The following is a 15151-nucleotide window of genomic DNA, read 5'->3' on the forward strand; positions in this document are numbered from 1 at the left end:
CGTGGTGAACGTAAGAGGAGTGGTCTAGTCAGGTCAATGCATGTGCGGCGACTGGGCGTCTTCGGGTGCTCCGGCTAGAGGAGGTGATCGGCTTTGCCGGACTTGATCTCACGGATGAGCACGCGGAGGGCTTCGCGGGTGTCGGTGAGGCAGCGCTCCTCCTGACCGGCGACGGCGATGTAGGCGTTGCCTTGGGGGTCGGTGCCTATGCGGAAGCAGTTGTTGCCCTCTGCGCAGAACGGGTCTTCCCAGGTGATGTCAGGCATGGGGTCCTCTCGGCGATCAGAGCTGCCGGGCGATGGAGTGGATGAGGTCGCGTGTGTCCTGCGGATCGCGTGCGTGGTCGTGCCACCAGTCCCTGTGGATGCGGTACTTGGTGAGTTGGGCCTCGGAGTGAGTGAACTCGCCGCCGTGGGCGGAATCGAGATGAACGGTGTCGAGCTGGGGGACCGGGCCGTGGGCGTAGAGCACGGCGTGCCCGGCGCCGGGGAAGGCGCCGCTTCGACGGGGAGCACGCGCAGAGCCGTGCTGCAAGGGCACGAGCTGGAGGACATGGCGGATGCGGTGGTGCAGGTGGTGGGGGAACTCACCGCATGTGCTTGCCGGTTCACGCCCGGAGACGAGATGTATGTGTCACTGCGGTATCGGGAGGGCGCGCTGAGGGTGGTGCTCTACGACGGGCACCGGCGACACGAGCACCCCCGGCTGGTCGCGGCCTGCGATGCGCGCAGGCGGGCGGCGTTGCCGGTGCTGGCTTGGGCGGCTGGGTCTGCCGCGTGCAGGGCGTCCGGCATAGTCTCAAGTCACAGCCGGGGGAGGGGATACGAGTGCCGGAACAGGACGTGACGGTCGGGCAGTTGCTGCTGGCCGAGTACCAGAGCGTGAAGGACGAACAGAAGGCGAGGATCGGGTTCCGGGACAACCTCCTCTATGTGACGCTGGCCGTCGTGGCCGCCGTCATCGCCGCTGCGGCGCAGGCGAAGCAGCCCTCGATGCTCCTGGCGCTGCCCCCGGTGTGCCTCGTCCTCGGATGGACGTACCTCGTCAACGACGAGAAGATCTCCGCGATCGGTCTCTACGTCCGGGACGACCTGGGCCCCCGGTTGGCCGCACTCGCCGCGCAGGGAGAGCGTTTCACGACCTTCGGGTGGGAGGCGTACCACCGGAGCGACACCCGGCGCCGGGCCCGCAAGACGATCCAGACCGTGATCGACCTGACGGCCTTCTGCGCGGTTCCGCTGGCCGCCCTGGTCGTGTTCTGGGCGAACGGCGATGGCGGCGGACTGCTGGTCGCACTGTCGGTGCTGGAGGCGCTCGCCGTGACCGGGCTCGGCTCGCAGATCGTGTGGTACGCGAGGGCGGCATGAACACCCGTCCGGCACGGCATGGCCGGCGGCCCTGCCCGGCGGCGGGACGGGACTCAGGCCCGCCGGGCGGCACGGCTCACCGGCCCCGGACCCACCGATAGACCAACTCCGGCCGCCCCACCTGCCCATAGACCGGAGCCCGCTCAGCCCTCCCCGCCTCGACCAGGTGCTCCAGATAGCGCCGTGCCGTGATCCGGGAGATCCCCACCGCCTCGGCGACCCCCGCCGCGGTCAGCCCGTCCTCCGCCTCACGCACAGCCCCTGTCACCCGCTCCAGCGTCGGCCCGCTCAACCCCTTCGGCAGTGCGGCCGGCCCCGGTGCCCGCAACACCGCCAGCGCACGGTCCACCTCGTCCTGACCGCTCGCCTCGCCCACGGCCGCGTGGAACTCGGCATACCTCACCAGGCGATCCCGCAGCGTCGCGAACGTGAACGGCTTCAGCACGTACTGCACGACGCCCAGCGAAACCCCCTCGCGCACGACCGCCAGGTCCCGCGCCGACGTCACCGCGATCACGTCCGCGTGATGCCCGGCGGCGCGCAGGGAGCGGGCGAGTTGCAGACCGTGCACGTCCGGCAGGTGCAGGTCGAGCAGGAGCAGGTCCACCGGCGTGCGCTCCAGCGCCCGGCGCGCCTCCGCACCGGTGTGCGCCTTGCCCACGGCGACGAACCCGGGGACCCGTCCGACGTACATGACGTGCGCGTCGGCGGCGACGGGATCGTCCTCGACGACGAGGACTCTGATGGGCCGGTCGGTCATGCGCGGGCTCCGGGTTCCTGTGCGGCCGCGCCGGGAGCGACGCCACCGGCGGCGTCGCCCCCTGCGGCGGCATCGGCACGCGTGCTTCCCGCGGCTCTCCTGGCCGGCGCGCGTCCGCCTGCGTCCCCGGCAGACGTGCTCCCCGCCTCGTCGGCGTCCCCGGCCCCCGTGCCCAGTGCGCCCTCGGCCCCCGTGTCCGGGGCGTCCTCCATCCCCGCACCCCGGGCGTCCTCCATCCCCGCACCCCGGGCGTCCTCCACCCCGGCACCCAGGGCGTCCTCCACCCCCGCACCCCGGGCTTCCTCCGCCCCCGTGCCCGGCGCCGGAGGCCGCAGCGGCAGCCGTACCTCGAAGCACGCCCCGCCCTCCTCCGCCGGGGACACCGTCAGGGTGCCGCCGTGGCGGGTCGCCGCCTGGCGGACCAGGGCGAGGCCCAGGCCGCGGCCGCCCGGGCCGGAGGGTTTCGTGGTGAAGCCGCGCTCGAAGACCGCCTCCGCGTGGTCCGGGTCCACGCCGGGGCCGGTGTCGCAGACGCGCAGGATCAGTTCCTCGCCGCGCTCGGTGAGCGCCGTGACCGTCACCCGGGGGCCGATGCCGCCCTGCGCCGCGTCCACCGCGTTGTCGATCAGGTTGCCGAGGATGGTGACCAGGTCGCGGGCCGGGAGGGTGGCCGGGAGCAGGCCGTCGTCCAGGCGGCTGTCGGGGGACACCACCAGCTCCACGCCCCGCTCGTTGGCCTGCGCCGTCTTGCCCAGCAGCAGTGCCGCCAGCACCGGCTCGCTCACCGCCGCCACCACCTGGTCGGTGAGCGCCTGCGCCAGCTCCAGCTCGGCGGTCGCGAAGTCCACCGCCTCCTCGGCGCGGCCCAGCTCGATCAGGGAGACCACGGTGTGCAGCCGGTTCGCCGCCTCGTGCGCCTGCGAGCGCAGCGCCTGGGTGAAGCCCCGCTCGGAGTCCAGCTCACCCATCAGCGACTGGAGTTCCGTCACGTCGCGCAGTGTCACGACCGTGCCGCGGCGCTCTCCGCCCGACACCGGGGAGGTGTTCACCACCAGCACCCGGTCCGCCGCCAGGTGCACCTCGTCCACCCGGGGCTCGGACGCCAGGAGGGCACCCGTCAGAGGTGCCGGCAGACCCAGCTCCGCCACCGATCTGCCCACCACGTCCTCCTCCGGCGCCACCCCCAGCAGCTCCCGCCCGCCGTCGTTGATCAGCGCCACCTTGTACTGCCCGTCCAGCATCAGCAGCCCCTCGCGCACGGCGTGGAGCGCGGCCTGATGGTAGTCGTGCATATGGCTGAGCTCGGTCGCGTTCATGCCGTGGGTGTGCCGGCGCAGCCGGGCGTTGATGACGTACGTACCGATGGCGCCGAGCCCGAGCGCGCCGGCCGCGACCGCGAGCAGCGCCGTCAGCTGGCCCTGCACGCGCTGGCTGATCTCCTCCACCCGGATGCCCGCGCTGACCAGCCCGACGATCCGGTCGCCGTCCCGCACCGGGGTGACCGCGCGGACGGACGGGCCGAGCGTGCCGGTGTACGTCTCGGTGAAGGTGCGGCCCTGCAGGGCCGGGGCCGTGTGGCCGATGAAGGGGCGCCCTATCTGGTCCGGATCGGGGTGCGTCCAGCGGATGCCCCGCGGATTCATGATCGTGACGAAGTCGACGTCGGTGTCCCGTACGACCGCCACCGCGTACGGCTGGAGCTCGGCCGAGGGGTCGGAGGTGCGGATCGCCCGCCGCACGGACGGGGAGTCGGCGACCGAGCGGGCCACCGCCGTGGCCTGCCTCCCGGCCGCCTCCTCGGCCTGGCTGCGGTCACTGACGTACGTGAACAGCGCGTACCCGGCCACGACGACCGCTATGAGCACGGCCTGCATGGCGAAGAGCTGGCCCGCGAGGCTGCGGGGCCGCGGGACGGGGATGCGCATGCCGTCAGTCTGCATCCGCGTCCTCCGATGAACTAAATGAACGGAAGGGTGACCGCGCTCACAAGGCAGGACATAGTCACGGCATTCCCCAAACCCCGAACACCGTCTCCCGGACGTGAGCCGCACGCCGGTGACACCGACGACGTCGTCAAGGAGGGCCGCCGTGACCAGCACAGCCGATACGGCACCTGCCGCACCCAAGGCCAAGCGGGACCGCACGCACTATCTCTACATCGCGGTGATCATCGCGGTCGCCCTCGGTATCGCCGTCGGCCTGATCGCGCCGGACTTCGCGGTCGAGCTGAAGCCGATCGGCACCGGGTTCGTGAACCTGATCAAGATGATGATCTCGCCGATCATCTTCTGCACCATCGTGCTGGGCATCGGCTCCGTGCGGAAGGCCGCGAAGGTCGGCGCCGTCGGCGGTATCGCCATGGGCTACTTCCTGGTGATGTCGCTGGTCGCCCTCGCCATCGGCCTGATCGTCGGCAACATCCTGGAGCCGGGCACCGGCCTCGCGATCACCGACGCGGTGAAGGAGACCGGGCACGCGCAGGTCGACGCGGAGGCCAAGGACACCACCGAGTTCCTGCTCGGCATCATCCCCACCACCATCGTGTCCGCCTTCACCCAGGGCGAGGTGCTGCAGACCCTGCTGATCGCCCTGCTCTGCGGCTTCGCCCTGCAGGCCATGGGCAACGCCGGGCAGCCGATCCTGCGCGGCATCGAGCACATCCAGCGGCTGGTCTTCCGGGTCCTCGCCATGATCATGTGGGCCGCCCCGATCGGCGCCTTCGGCGCCATGGCCGCCGTCACCGGCTCCGCGGGCCTGGACGCGCTCAAGAGCCTCGCCGTGCTGATGCTCGGCTTCTACGTCACCTGTGTGCTGTTCGTCTTCCTGGTGCTCGGCGCGCTGCTGCGGATCGTCGCGGGACTGAACATCCTCACCCTGTTCAAGTACCTGGGCCGCGAGTTCCTGCTGATCCTCTCCACGTCCTCGTCCGAGTCGGCGCTGCCGCGGCTCATCGCGAAGATGGAGCACCTGGGCGTCAGCAAGCCGGTGGTCGGCATCACCGTCCCGACCGGCTACTCCTTCAACCTCGACGGCACCATGATCTACATGACCATGGCCTCGCTGTTCATCGCCGACGCCATGGGCACGCCGATGTCGGTCGGCGAGCAGATCCCGCTGCTGCTGTTCCTGCTGGTCGCCTCCAAGGGCGCGGCGGGCGTCACGGGCGCCGGTCTCGCGACCCTGGCCGGCGGTCTCCAGTCGCACAAGCCCGCCCTGGTGGACGGCATCGGCCTGATCGTCGGCATCGACCGCTTCATGAGCGAGGCCCGCGCCCTGACCAACTTCGCCGGCAACGCGGTCGCCACGGTGCTGGTCGGCACCTGGACCAAGGAGATCGACAAGCAGCGGGTGGACGAGGTCCTCGCCGGCCGGCTGCCCTTCGACGAGCAGACCCTCCTGGACGACGACCACGGCTCCGGCCGGGACGCGGACCGCGCCGAGCTGCCGGAGCCCGGCGGCGAGAAGGAGCTGGCGAAGGCCTGACGCCGACTCCCGCCCCGTCCCCGGACACGGCCCGGGCCTGAACCCCGGGCCGCGTCCTGCGGGCCCCGCACCGCCGAGCGGTCAGGTTCCTTCCCCGTGGACCTGGCCGCTCGGCCTTTCGTGCGCGTCACGTCCACGGGTCGGTCCGGTCTCACGTGCGCGTCACGCCCATGGGTCGGTCCGGTCTCACGTCCGCCTCACGCCCATGGGTCGGTCCGGTCTCACGTGCGCGTCACGTCCACGGGTCGGTCCGGTCTCACTTCCGCCTCACGCCCACGGGTCCGTGATCTCCCGCAGCCGCGTCAGCGCCTCGCGCAGCTGCCGCATCCGCCGCGCGCCGATGTGGGCCTCCCACTCCCGCTCCACCTCGGCGACCACCGCGTCGGCGACCTCCTTCGCCGCCCAGGCCTTCTCGGAGCCGCACACCAGCCGGGCCCGCCGGTCGGTCGGGTCCGGTACGCGGTGCACATAGCCGGCCTTCTCCAGCTGATCGACCAGGAAACCGGCGGTCTGCTTCGTGATCTGCGCCTGCTCGGCCAGCTCCGTCAGGCGGGTGCCATGCGGGCCGATGCGCTGCAGCACCCGGGCCTGGGCCGTGGTGAAGTCGTCGAACCCGGCGTCGGCGAGGGCGGCGAAGACCCGGTTCTCCAGTGCTCGGTACGGGATGAAGAGCAGCACACCGGTGCTGAGCTCGTCCTCCGCCGTCATCTCCCGCTCCCCGCTCTCCATGGGCAGCCCATGGGCGCTCCATGGGCTGCCCATGGCTTGACATTCGTCAGCCACTCTGACTATTTTGGTCAGAGAATCTTACCACTTTCCCGGGCGGTGACCCCATGGGCACGGTGCTGGACACGGACGAGCGCTGGCGAATCATCGACCGCGAGCGGGCGAGCCTGGCCGATCTCCTGGAGGGGCTGAGCCCCGAGGAATGGGACACATGCACCCGGTGCGGCGACTGGCGGGTGAGGGACGTCGCCGCCCATCTGACCGTCGCCGCCCGCTTCTCGTACGGCACGGTGCTGCGCGAGTACCTCCGCGCCCGGGGTGATCTCGACCGCATGATCCACGACTCGGCGGTGCGTGAGGGCGACCGCCCCGTCGACGAGATCGTCGGCCACCTGCGCTCCATCATCGGCTCCCGCCGCCTCGCCCCCACCACCACGCCCCGCGAACCCCTGCTCGACCTCCTCGTCCACGGCCAGGACATCGCCCTCGCCCTCGGCCGCCGGCGCGAGATGCCCCCCGAGGCCGCCCGGGACGCCGCCGACCGCGTGTGGACCATGCGCTTCCCGCCCCGCCCCTGGCCACTGCCGAAGGCCCGGCTCGTCGCCACCGACATCGAGTGGGCCCGCGGTACGGGCGAGGAGGTCCGCGGCCCGATCGCCGCGCTGCTGCTCCTGCTGACCGGCCGCGCCTACGCCGCCGTGCCCCACCTCAGCGGCGAAGTCCGCTCCCTCTTGCCCTGACGCCGACGTCAAGGCTTACGTTCGGCGGTATGCGAATCGGCGAGCTGGCCGCACGGGCCGGGACCACCACGCGGACGCTGCGGTACTACGAGTCACGCGGGCTGCTGCCCGCGCGGCGTGCGGGCAACGGGTACCGGACGTACGACGAGAGCGACCTGAAGCTGCTGCGGCAGATCCGCACGCTGCAGGACTTCGGGTTCGACCTGGAGGAGACCCGGCCCTTCGTGGAGTGTCTGCGGGCCGGGCATCCCGAGGGCGACTCCTGCCCCGCCTCGCTCGCGGTCTACCGGCGCAAGCTGGACGAGCTCGACGCGCTCATCGGCGAGTTGCAGACCGTGCGGGCGAAGGTCGGGCGGCAGCTGGCGCGGGCGGAGTCGGCGCGTGCCGAACTGGCCGCCGACGCTGCGGTGCCGGGCGGTCCGGAGCCGCTGTGCGAACTGGGAGGGCAGCACGGGTGAGCAGGGCGAGTGGAGTGACCGAGGTGACCGACGCGGACTTCGCGGCGGAGGTGATCGGGGCGTCGACACCGGTGCTGGTGGAGTTCACCGCCGACTGGTGCCCGCCGTGCCGGCAGATGGCGCCGGTGCTCAGCGCACTGGCCGCCGAGGAGGCGGGCCGGCTGAAGGTGGTCCAGCTGAACGTGGACGCCAACCCGGACACCACCAACGCGTACAAGGTGCTGTCGATGCCGACGTTCATGCTGTTCCGCGACGGCGAGCCGCTGCGGTCGATGGTGGGCGCCAGGCCCAAGCGGCGACTGCTGGAGGAACTGGCCGACGTGCTCTGAACACCGTGTGACCGCATGAGAAAACCCCCGGGAAATTGCGTCCGGGGGTTTTCCTTGCGTATATTCATTGATTCGCGACTTCAATTGAGGGAAGTCGCGGTGAAGTTCAGTGAGCACAGTGTATCCGGGCGGGAGCGGAATTGTCAAACACCGAATTTCCGGACGATGAATTGCGCCAGGAACAGGAATTCATCGACGGCTTGTACGCACGCGTGGACGCCCTGCGAGGTCACACCGAGGTCTCCCTCACGGACGCGCTCGCCCAGGGGAACACACCCATGCAGGCCAGGCTGGAGCGGGACATCCTCGTCGCCGAGCGTTCCGGGCTGCTCGCCGCGCTGAACGCGGTGGATGGCTCACTGTGCTTCGGCCGGATCGACCTGACCTCCGGCGACACCCACCACATCGGCCGCATCGGCCTGCGCGCCGACGACCCCGATCGCACCCCGGTGCTGATCGACTGGCGCGCCGACGTCGCCCGCCCCTTCTACCTGGCCACCGGCCACACCCCGATGGGCCTCAGGCGCCGCCGGCACATCTCCACCGAGGGCCGTGAGGTCACCGCTCTGCACGACGAGATCCTCGACCTCGGCGACGAGACCCGCACCGGGCACGAGGACCCCACCGGCGACGCCGTGCTGCTCGCCGCACTCAACTCCGCGCGCACCGGCCGCATGGGCGACATCGTGCGCACCATCCAGGCCGACCAGGACCGCATCATCCGCGCCCCGCACCGCGGCGTCCTGGTCGTCGAGGGCGGCCCCGGCACCGGCAAGACCGCCGTCGCCCTGCACCGCGCCGCCTACCTCCTCTACGAGCACCGCGAGCTGCTGGCCCGCCGCGCCGTCCTGATCGTCGGCCCCAACCCGGCGTTCCTCGGCTACATCGGCGAGGTGCTGCCCAGCCTCGGCGAGACCGGCGTGCTCCTCGCCACGGTCGGCGAGCTGTTCCCCGGCGTGAAGGCGACCAGGGCCGACACCCCCGAGGCGGCGGCCGTGAAGGGCCGCGCCGACATGGCCGACGTCCTCGCCGACGTCGTCCGCAGCCGGCAGGCGCTGCCCGACCCGGTGATCACCATCGAGCACGACCGCGACATCCTCATGCTCGACGACGGCCTGGTGAACGTCGCCCGCGAACGCACCCGGGCCACCAAGCTCCCGCACAACGCGGCCCGTGAGCACTTCGAGGGCCACATCCTCAACACGCTCACCGACCTGTACGCCGAACGCATCGGCACCGACCCGTTCGACGGCTCGAACCTGCTCGACCCCAGCGACCTCACCCAGATCCGCGACGAACTCGCCGAGAACCCCGAGGTCTGGTCCGCCATCGACCAGCTGTGGCCCCGGATCACCCCGCAGCGCCTCGTCGCCGACTTCCTCGCCGCGCCCGAGGACTTCCTGCCGGCGGAGGACGCCGACGCCGTCCGCCGCCCGGTGACCCGGCACTGGACCGTGTCCGACGTGCCGCTGCTCGACGAGGCCGCGGAGCTCCTCGGCGAGGACGACCGCCTCGCCCGCGAGCGGGCCGAGCGTGAGCGGCTGCGGCAGATCGCCTACGCGCAGGGAGTGCTCGACGTGTCGTACGCCTCGCGGACCTACGAGTTCGAGGACAAGGAGGAGGACGACCCCGAGGCCTCCGAGGTGCTCTCCGCGCACGACATCATCGATGCGGAGCGCTTCGCGGAACGGCACGAGGAGGACGACCACCGCAGCGCCGCGGAGCGCGCCGCGGCCGACCGGACCTGGGCGTTCGGGCACATCATCGTCGACGAGGCGCAGGAACTGTCGCCGATGGCGTGGCGGCTGCTGATGCGGCGCAGCCCGACCCGGTCGATGACGCTGGTCGGGGATCCGGCGCAGACGTCGGAGGCGGGGGGTGTCGGGTCGTGGGCGGACATCCTCGAGCCGTACGTCGAGGACCGGTGGGAGCACACGCGTCTCGGGGTCAACTACCGCACGCCTGCCGAGATCATGGACGTCGCCGTGGCTGTGGTCCGGGCCGAGAATCCTGACTTCGAGCCGCCGAGTTCGGTGCGGAGCACTGGTGTGCGGCCTTGGATCCGGGCGGTGGACGACCTCGCGGTCGGCGTTGCCGAGGCGGTTGACGAGTTGACCCCTGAGGAGGGGCGGCTGGCTGTGATCGCGCCGCGTGAGCTGCACCGAGTGCTTGCAGCGCGGCTGGACGGGGTTGCTGCGGGGGCCGAGCTCGACCTGACGCACAAGACGGTGCTTCTCGATCCGCGACAGGCCAAGGGGTTGGAGTTCGACTCGGTGCTGGTGGTCGAGCCTGGCCGGTACGGCACGAGTGATGTGTACGTTGCGCTGACCCGGGCCACCCAGCGGCTCGGCGTTGTGCATGCCGAGCCGCTGCCGAAAGGGCTGGTGGATGTGGTCTAGCGGTCTGCGGGTGGGCGGGGGTTGCTCGCGCAGTTCCCCGCGCGCCTGAGGGGCCCGTTGGTGCTAGGCCCTGTCGTCACATTCCCGTCTGCCTGGCGACGCCATGCACGCTCCCCCACTGCCTTGAGGGCGTGGGAGGTGCCCCCACTCGCCGCACCGGGCGCCGACCACGTACAACCAGTACGCCGGTCGACGCCCGGCACTCCCCCAGCCTCCGGCCGGGGGGACCCCCAGAGCACGCGCCTGACGCCTCCAGGCCCGCCCTTCGGGCGGACGACGGGAATTTGACGACAGGGCCTAGGCCGGTCGTAGCCAGACCGTAGCCAGGGGTGGCAGGGTCAGGCGGATGCCGGCCGGGTAGCCGTGGCGGCCCTGGGGCTCGGGCTTGATCGGGTCCGGGTTCGTGACGTCGCTGCCGCCGTAGCGGGCCGTGTCGGTGTTCAGGGCCTCGTGCCAGGCGGGTACGTCGTCCGGGACGCCGATGCGGTAGTCGTGCCGGACGACCGGGGCGAAGTGGGACACCGCGAGTAGCGGGCTGCCGTCGGTGTCGTAGCGCAGGAAGGCGAGCACGTTGTCCTCGGCGGCGTCCCCGGTCACCCAGCGGAAACCGGACGGCTCGGTGTCGCACTGCCACAGCGCCGGCGTGTGCCCGTACACGGTGTTGAGGTCGCGCACCAGGTCGCGCACGCCGCGGTGGTCGGCCTCGGCGCCGTAGTCGGGGTCCAGCAGCCACCAGTCCGGGCCGTGCGCCTCCGACCACTCGGAGCCCTGTGCGAACTCCTGTCCCATGAAGAGGAGTTGCTTGCCGGGGTGGGCCCACATGAAGCCGAGGTAGGCCCGCAGGTTGGCGCGCTGCTGCCACCAGTCGCCGGGCATCTTCGACACCAGCGACCGCTTGCCGTGCACCACCTCGTCGTGGGAGATCGGCAGCACATAGTTCTCGCTGTACGCGTACACCATCGAGAACGTCATCTCGTGGTGGTGGTAGCGGCGGTGGATCGGGTCGTGGGTCATGTACTGCAGCGAGTCGTGCATCCAGCCCATGTTCCACTTCAGCCCGAAGCCGAGCCCGCCGAAGCCGCTCGGGCCCTTGTGGTGGGTGGCGCGGGTGACGCCGTCCCACGCGGTGGACTCCTCGGCGATCGTCACGACCCCCGGCACCCTGCGGTACACGGTCGCGTTCATCTCCTGCAGAAACGCCACCGCGTCCAGGTTCTCCCGGCCGCCGTGCTCGTTCGGCGTCCACTGGCCCGGCTCGCGCGAGTAGTCGAGGTAGAGCATGGAGGCGACCGCGTCCACGCGCAGGCCGTCGATGTGGAACTCCTCGCACCAGTACAGGGCGTTGGCCACCAGGAAGTTGCGCACCTCGCGGCGGCCGAAGTCGAACTCCAGGGTGCCCCAGTCGGGGTGCGCGGCCCGCAGCGGGTCCTCGTGCTCGTACAGCGGCCGGCCGTCGAACTCGGCGAGCGCCCACTCGTCGCGCGGGAAGTGCGCCGGCACCCAGTCCATGAGGACACCGATCCCGGCCTGGTGCAGCGCGTCGACCAGGTACCTGAAGTCGTCCGGGGTGCCCATCCGGGCCGTGGGCGCGTAGAAGCCGGTGACCTGGTAACCCCACGAGCCGCCGAAGGGATGCTCGGCGACCGGCATCAGCTCCACGTGCGTGAAGCCGAGATCCTTGACGTAGGCGGGGAGCTGCTCAGCCAGCTGACGATATGTCAGTCCAGGGCGCCAGGACGGCAGATGCACCTCGTACACCGAGAACGGGCCCTGGTGCGCGGGCACCTGCGCGCGGCGCTCCAGCCACTCGGCGTCGCCCCACTCGTAGGCGGAGGACGTCACGATGGACGAGGTGGCCGGGGGGACCTCCGTGCGGCGGGCCAGCGGATCGGCGCGCAGGGTCTTCGAACCGTCCGGCCGGGTGATCTCGAACTTGTACAGCTCGCCCTCGCCGATCCCCGGCACGAACAGCTCCCACACCCCGGTGGAGCCCAGCGAGCGCATGGGGTATCCGGTGCCGTCCCAGAAGTTGAACGTGCCGGCCACTCGCACACCGAGCGCGTTCGGCGCCCACACGGAGAAACGGGTGCCGCTCACGCCCTGGTGGGTCATGGGGTGGGCGCCGAGCACCGTCCACAGCTGCTCGTGGCGCCCCTCGCCGATCAGGTGCAGATCCAGCTCCCCGAGCGTGGGCAGGAAGCGGTAGGCGTCCTCGATCTCCAGCTCCGCCCCCTCGTACGCCACCCGCAGCCGGTACGACGGAACCTCGCGCAGCGGCAGCAGCCCCGAGAAGAAACCGCCCCCGTCGTCGTGCAGCTCGACACTGACGCCCCCGGAGAGCAGGGTCACGCCCAGCGCGTACGGCTTGAACACCCGGAACACCACGCCACCGGGCACGGGATGCGCCCCCAGCACGGAGTGCGGCGCATGATGCGTGCCGTCGAGCAGCCGCTCCCGGTCGCCGGCGTCGACGGCCGGCGAGACGGCGAGCTCCATCTCGGGGGGTGCGGTCTGGGCGGGCGCCGGCTCGGGGGCCCGCGGTCCGTCCTGCAGCACCACGGGCTCCTCGACCGCCGGCTTCACCACGGCCTTCTTGGCGGCGGCCTTCTTCGTGGCCGCCTTCGCCGCAGGTGCCTGCGCGACGGTCGCCTTCTTCGCCACGGCCTTCTTGGTGGTCGCCTTCTTCGTCGCCTTCTTCGTGGCCGCCGCCTTCGCTGCCGGCTCCTGCGCTGTCGCCTTCTTCGCCGTCGCCTTCTTCGTGGTGGTCTTCTTGGCGGTCGCTGTCTTTGCCACCGCCTTCTTCGCTGCCGCCTTCTTCGCCGCCGTCTTCTTGGCGCCGGCCTTCTTCGCCGCTGCCTTCTTCGTCGGCTCGGCTGCCGCACGCGTCGGCTCGGCTGCCGCGGGCGTCTCGCTGGACTCGGGGCGGGGGATCACGGGCGAAGCCTCCAGGACGAACGCGGGTGGATCAGGTCAGGTCGGACACGGCGAGCCGGCGTACCGCGGCCAGCGGGACGGCAAGCCACTCGGGACGGTGCCGGGCCTCGTAGACGACCTCGTAGACCGCCTTGTCGGTCTCGTACGCGCGCAGCAGCACCGGATCGGTGCGGGGGTCCTGCCCGGCGGCCTCCCCGTACCCGGAGCAGTACGCCGCCCGGCACCGCTCGGCCCACTCCGGTTGCGGCGGGTCCACCGAGCGTGCCGCGTAGTCGAAGGACCGCAGCATGCCGGCCACGTCCCGCACCGCCGGCTGCGGCATCCGCCGCTCGCTCAGCGGCCGGGCCGGTTCGCCCTCGAAGTCGATGAGCGCCCAGTCGCCGGCGGGGGAGCGCAGGCACTGCCCGAGATGCAGATCGCCGTGCACCCGCTGGGCGGTCCAGATCCGCCCCTCGGCGGCCAGATCGTCCAGCGCCGTGAACGCCGAGCGCAGGCCCGCCGCGTACGGCCGCAGGGCCGGCACCGCGTGGACGGCCGCCTCCAGCCGCTCGGTCATGCCGTCGACCATCGACCGGAGCTGGGTGTGACCCAGGGTGACCGTCGGCAGCGCGCGGGCCAGCGCGGTGTGCACCTCGGCGGTGGCCCGCCCGAGCGCCCGCGCCTCGGCGACGAAGTCCTCGCCCTTGGCGAGCTCCCGCAGCGCCAGTTCCCAGCCGTCCGTCGCGCCCTGCACGAACGGTTGCAGCACCCCCAGGACGTACGGTTCGGCCGAGACCGGCGGGGCCATGGTCTCGTCGGGGTCCGCGACCAGCCAGGCCGTCGGCGGGGGCACCCGGGGGCAGCCCTCGCGGGCCAGCGCCAGCGGCAGCTCGAGATCGGGGTTGACGCCGGGCACGATCCGGCGCAGCAGCTTCAGGATGAACGTATCGCCGTAGACGACCGACGAGTTGGACTGCTCGGCGGTCATCAGGCGCGGCACCAGGCCGCCCCGGATCTCCTGCCGGGGGTCCCGCTCGAAACGCAGCCCGCCGATCCGGGCCTGGGTGCGCAGGGCCTCCAGGAGCAGTTCGGCGGGCCGGGTGTCGTGCAGGGCCTCGTAGACCGTCCGTCCGGCCAGGGGCCCCTCACTCACATGACCGATCAGCGCGGGCGCGAGCCGGGGCGGCAGCGCCTCGCGCACGCCTATGAGCAGCTGGTAGGTGTCGCCGGGGTGCTCGGCGGCGCCGTGCGCGGGCATGAGCGGCTGATGGGCGCGCACCAGCAGGTGGTAGAGGCCCAGCTTGGCGGTGGGCGGCAGCAGCTCGGTGACCTGGACCAGGGTGAACCCGGTGACCGGGCGGCCCTTGCCCGCGAACCAGCGCTGCCTGGGCAGCCACTCCCTCAGCAGTGGATCCAGTGACGCAAGCAGGCCGGGCGGGGTCGTGACGGTGCGGGTGACGGCTTCCGACATGGCGTCGCGTCCTTTCCCCTGATGCGGCGCGCCCCCGAGGACGCCGCCGGTGGGCGGGGTGTTACTGATGCGTGCCCCGGGCGGAGCGGAGGAAACGCCCCGCCCCGGGTTGCGGGCCCGTCTTTCCACGGGCCTTACGCGGCGTCCTTGCGGAGCCGGAACCAATAGAACCCGTGGCCCCCGAGGGTCAGCAGATACGGCAGTTCGCCGATGGCCGGGAAGCGGACACCGCCGAACAGCTCCACCGGGTGCCTGCCCTCGAACGCGCTCAGATCGAGCTCGGTGGGCTGCGCGAAGCGGGAGAAGTTGTTCACGCAGAGCACCAGGTCGTCCTCGTACTCCCGCAGGAAGGCGAGGACCGCCGGGTTCGACGACGGCAGCTCGGTGTACGTGCCGAGACCGAACGCCACGTTCTGCTTGCGGATCTCGATCATCCGGCGGGTCCAGTGCAGCAGCGAGGACGGCGAGGCCATGGACGCCTCGACGTTGGTGACCTGGTAGCCGT

General features: G+C 71.6%; 14 protein-coding genes. 6 read left to right on the plus strand and 8 right to left on the minus strand.

What is annotated here, in order from left to right; translation table 11 throughout:
- Nucleotides 1-74 precede the first annotated feature (74 nt).
- Both AB0412_RS18215 and AB0412_RS18220 read right to left on the minus strand, forming a co-directional pair.
- Nucleotides 75-266, minus strand: coding sequence for a hypothetical protein (locus AB0412_RS18215; RefSeq protein ID WP_366403567.1), 192 nt, complete (start codon nt 264-266; stop codon nt 75-77).
- Nucleotides 267-282: 16 nt separating this feature from the next.
- Nucleotides 283-540 (minus strand): Scr1 family TA system antitoxin-like transcriptional regulator, encoded by a 258-nt coding sequence (locus AB0412_RS18220; protein WP_366403568.1) that lies wholly within the window; start codon nt 538-540, stop codon nt 283-285.
- A 287-nt stretch (nt 541-827) separates the two neighbouring features.
- On the opposite strand from AB0412_RS18220, the gene AB0412_RS18225 reads away from it, so the two are divergent.
- On the plus strand, nt 828-1367 hold the full coding sequence (locus AB0412_RS18225; RefSeq protein ID WP_366403569.1) for a hypothetical protein: 540 nt from the start codon (nt 828-830) through the stop codon (nt 1365-1367).
- A gap of 76 nt (nt 1368-1443) precedes the next feature.
- On the opposite strand, the gene AB0412_RS18230 is transcribed toward AB0412_RS18225, so the two are convergent.
- Nucleotides 1444-2127 carry a response regulator gene (locus tag AB0412_RS18230; protein WP_366403570.1) on the minus strand — a complete coding sequence of 228 codons (684 nt, stop codon included), beginning with the start codon at nt 2125-2127 and terminating at the stop codon, nt 1444-1446.
- Nucleotides 2124-4052 carry an ATP-binding protein gene (locus AB0412_RS18235; protein ID WP_366403571.1) on the minus strand — a complete coding sequence of 643 codons (1929 nt, stop codon included), beginning with the start codon at nt 4050-4052 and terminating at the stop codon, nt 2124-2126. Before AB0412_RS18235 ends, AB0412_RS18230 begins: the two co-directional genes overlap by 4 nt.
- 163 nt (nt 4053-4215) lie before the next feature.
- On the opposite strand from AB0412_RS18235, the gene AB0412_RS18240 reads away from it, so the two are divergent.
- Entirely contained in the window at nt 4216-5610 is a 1395-nt protein-coding gene (locus AB0412_RS18240) for a cation:dicarboxylase symporter family transporter (protein WP_366403572.1), read from the plus strand.
- Nucleotides 5611-5877: 267 nt separating this feature from the next.
- Here the strand turns inward: AB0412_RS18240 and AB0412_RS18245 are convergent, their stop codons facing one another.
- A complete protein-coding gene (locus AB0412_RS18245; RefSeq protein ID WP_366403586.1) occupies nt 5878-6318 on the minus strand; it encodes a MarR family transcriptional regulator in 441 nt (146 codons plus the stop codon).
- Nucleotides 6319-6443: 125 nt separating this feature from the next.
- Between AB0412_RS18245 and AB0412_RS18250 the strand changes: the two genes are divergently transcribed.
- From AB0412_RS18250 to AB0412_RS18265, 4 genes are all read left to right on the plus strand, one after another.
- Nucleotides 6444-7076 (plus strand): maleylpyruvate isomerase family mycothiol-dependent enzyme, encoded by a 633-nt coding sequence (locus AB0412_RS18250; protein ID WP_366403573.1) that lies wholly within the window; start codon nt 6444-6446, stop codon nt 7074-7076.
- 29 nt (nt 7077-7105) lie between these two features.
- Nucleotides 7106-7534, plus strand: coding sequence for a MerR family transcriptional regulator (locus tag AB0412_RS18255; RefSeq protein ID WP_366403574.1), 429 nt, complete (start codon nt 7106-7108; stop codon nt 7532-7534).
- The gene (locus tag AB0412_RS18260) at nt 7531-7863 is read left to right on the plus strand and encodes a thioredoxin domain-containing protein (RefSeq protein WP_366403575.1); all 333 of its coding nucleotides are present in this window, start codon (nt 7531-7533) and stop codon (nt 7861-7863) included. Before AB0412_RS18255 ends, AB0412_RS18260 begins: the two co-directional genes overlap by 4 nt.
- A gap of 170 nt (nt 7864-8033) precedes the next feature.
- Nucleotides 8034-10262, plus strand: a complete 2229-nt coding sequence (locus tag AB0412_RS18265) for an ATP-dependent DNA helicase (RefSeq protein ID WP_366403587.1) — start codon at nt 8034-8036, stop codon at nt 10260-10262.
- Nucleotides 10263-10559: 297 nt separating this feature from the next.
- Here AB0412_RS18265 and glgB read toward each other — a convergent pair whose 3' ends face one another.
- The 3 genes from glgB to AB0412_RS18280 form a co-directional block, all read right to left on the minus strand.
- Nucleotides 10560-13196, minus strand: a complete 2637-nt coding sequence (gene glgB / locus AB0412_RS18270; RefSeq protein ID WP_366403576.1) for a 1,4-alpha-glucan branching enzyme — start codon at nt 13194-13196, stop codon at nt 10560-10562.
- 31 nt (nt 13197-13227) lie between these two features.
- Nucleotides 13228-14646 carry a maltokinase gene (locus tag AB0412_RS18275; protein ID WP_366403577.1) on the minus strand — a complete coding sequence of 473 codons (1419 nt, stop codon included), beginning with the start codon at nt 14644-14646 and terminating at the stop codon, nt 13228-13230.
- 134 nt (nt 14647-14780) lie between these two features.
- On the minus strand, nt 14781-15151 hold a 371-nt coding region (locus AB0412_RS18280), incomplete at its 5' end, for an alpha-glucosidase C-terminal domain-containing protein (protein ID WP_366403578.1).

This window comes from Streptomyces sp. NPDC052012 (genome assembly GCF_040689265.1).
In the GTDB taxonomy this organism is placed as follows: Bacteria; Actinomycetota; Actinomycetes; order Streptomycetales; family Streptomycetaceae; genus Streptomyces.

Bases quoted from the DNA above. Each gene is read 5' to 3' on its own strand.
- AB0412_RS18215 (WP_366403567.1), bottom strand. From the start codon at position 266: ATGCCTGACATCACCTGGGAAGACCCGTTCTGCGCAGAGGGCAACAAC.
- AB0412_RS18230 (WP_366403570.1), bottom strand. From the start codon at position 2,127: ATGACCGACCGGCCCATCAGAGTCCTCGTCGTCGAGGACGATCCCGTC.
- AB0412_RS18235 (WP_366403571.1), bottom strand. From the start codon at position 4,052: ATGCGCATCCCCGTCCCGCGGCCCCGCAGCCTCGCGGGCCAGCTCTTC.
- AB0412_RS18245 (WP_366403586.1), bottom strand. From the start codon at position 6,318: ATGACGGCGGAGGACGAGCTCAGCACCGGTGTGCTGCTCTTCATCCCG.
- AB0412_RS18250 (WP_366403573.1), top strand. From the start codon at position 6,444: ATGGGCACGGTGCTGGACACGGACGAGCGCTGGCGAATCATCGACCGC.
- AB0412_RS18255 (WP_366403574.1), top strand. From the start codon at position 7,106: ATGCGAATCGGCGAGCTGGCCGCACGGGCCGGGACCACCACGCGGACG.
- AB0412_RS18275 (WP_366403577.1), bottom strand. From the start codon at position 14,646: ATGTCGGAAGCCGTCACCCGCACCGTCACGACCCCGCCCGGCCTGCTT.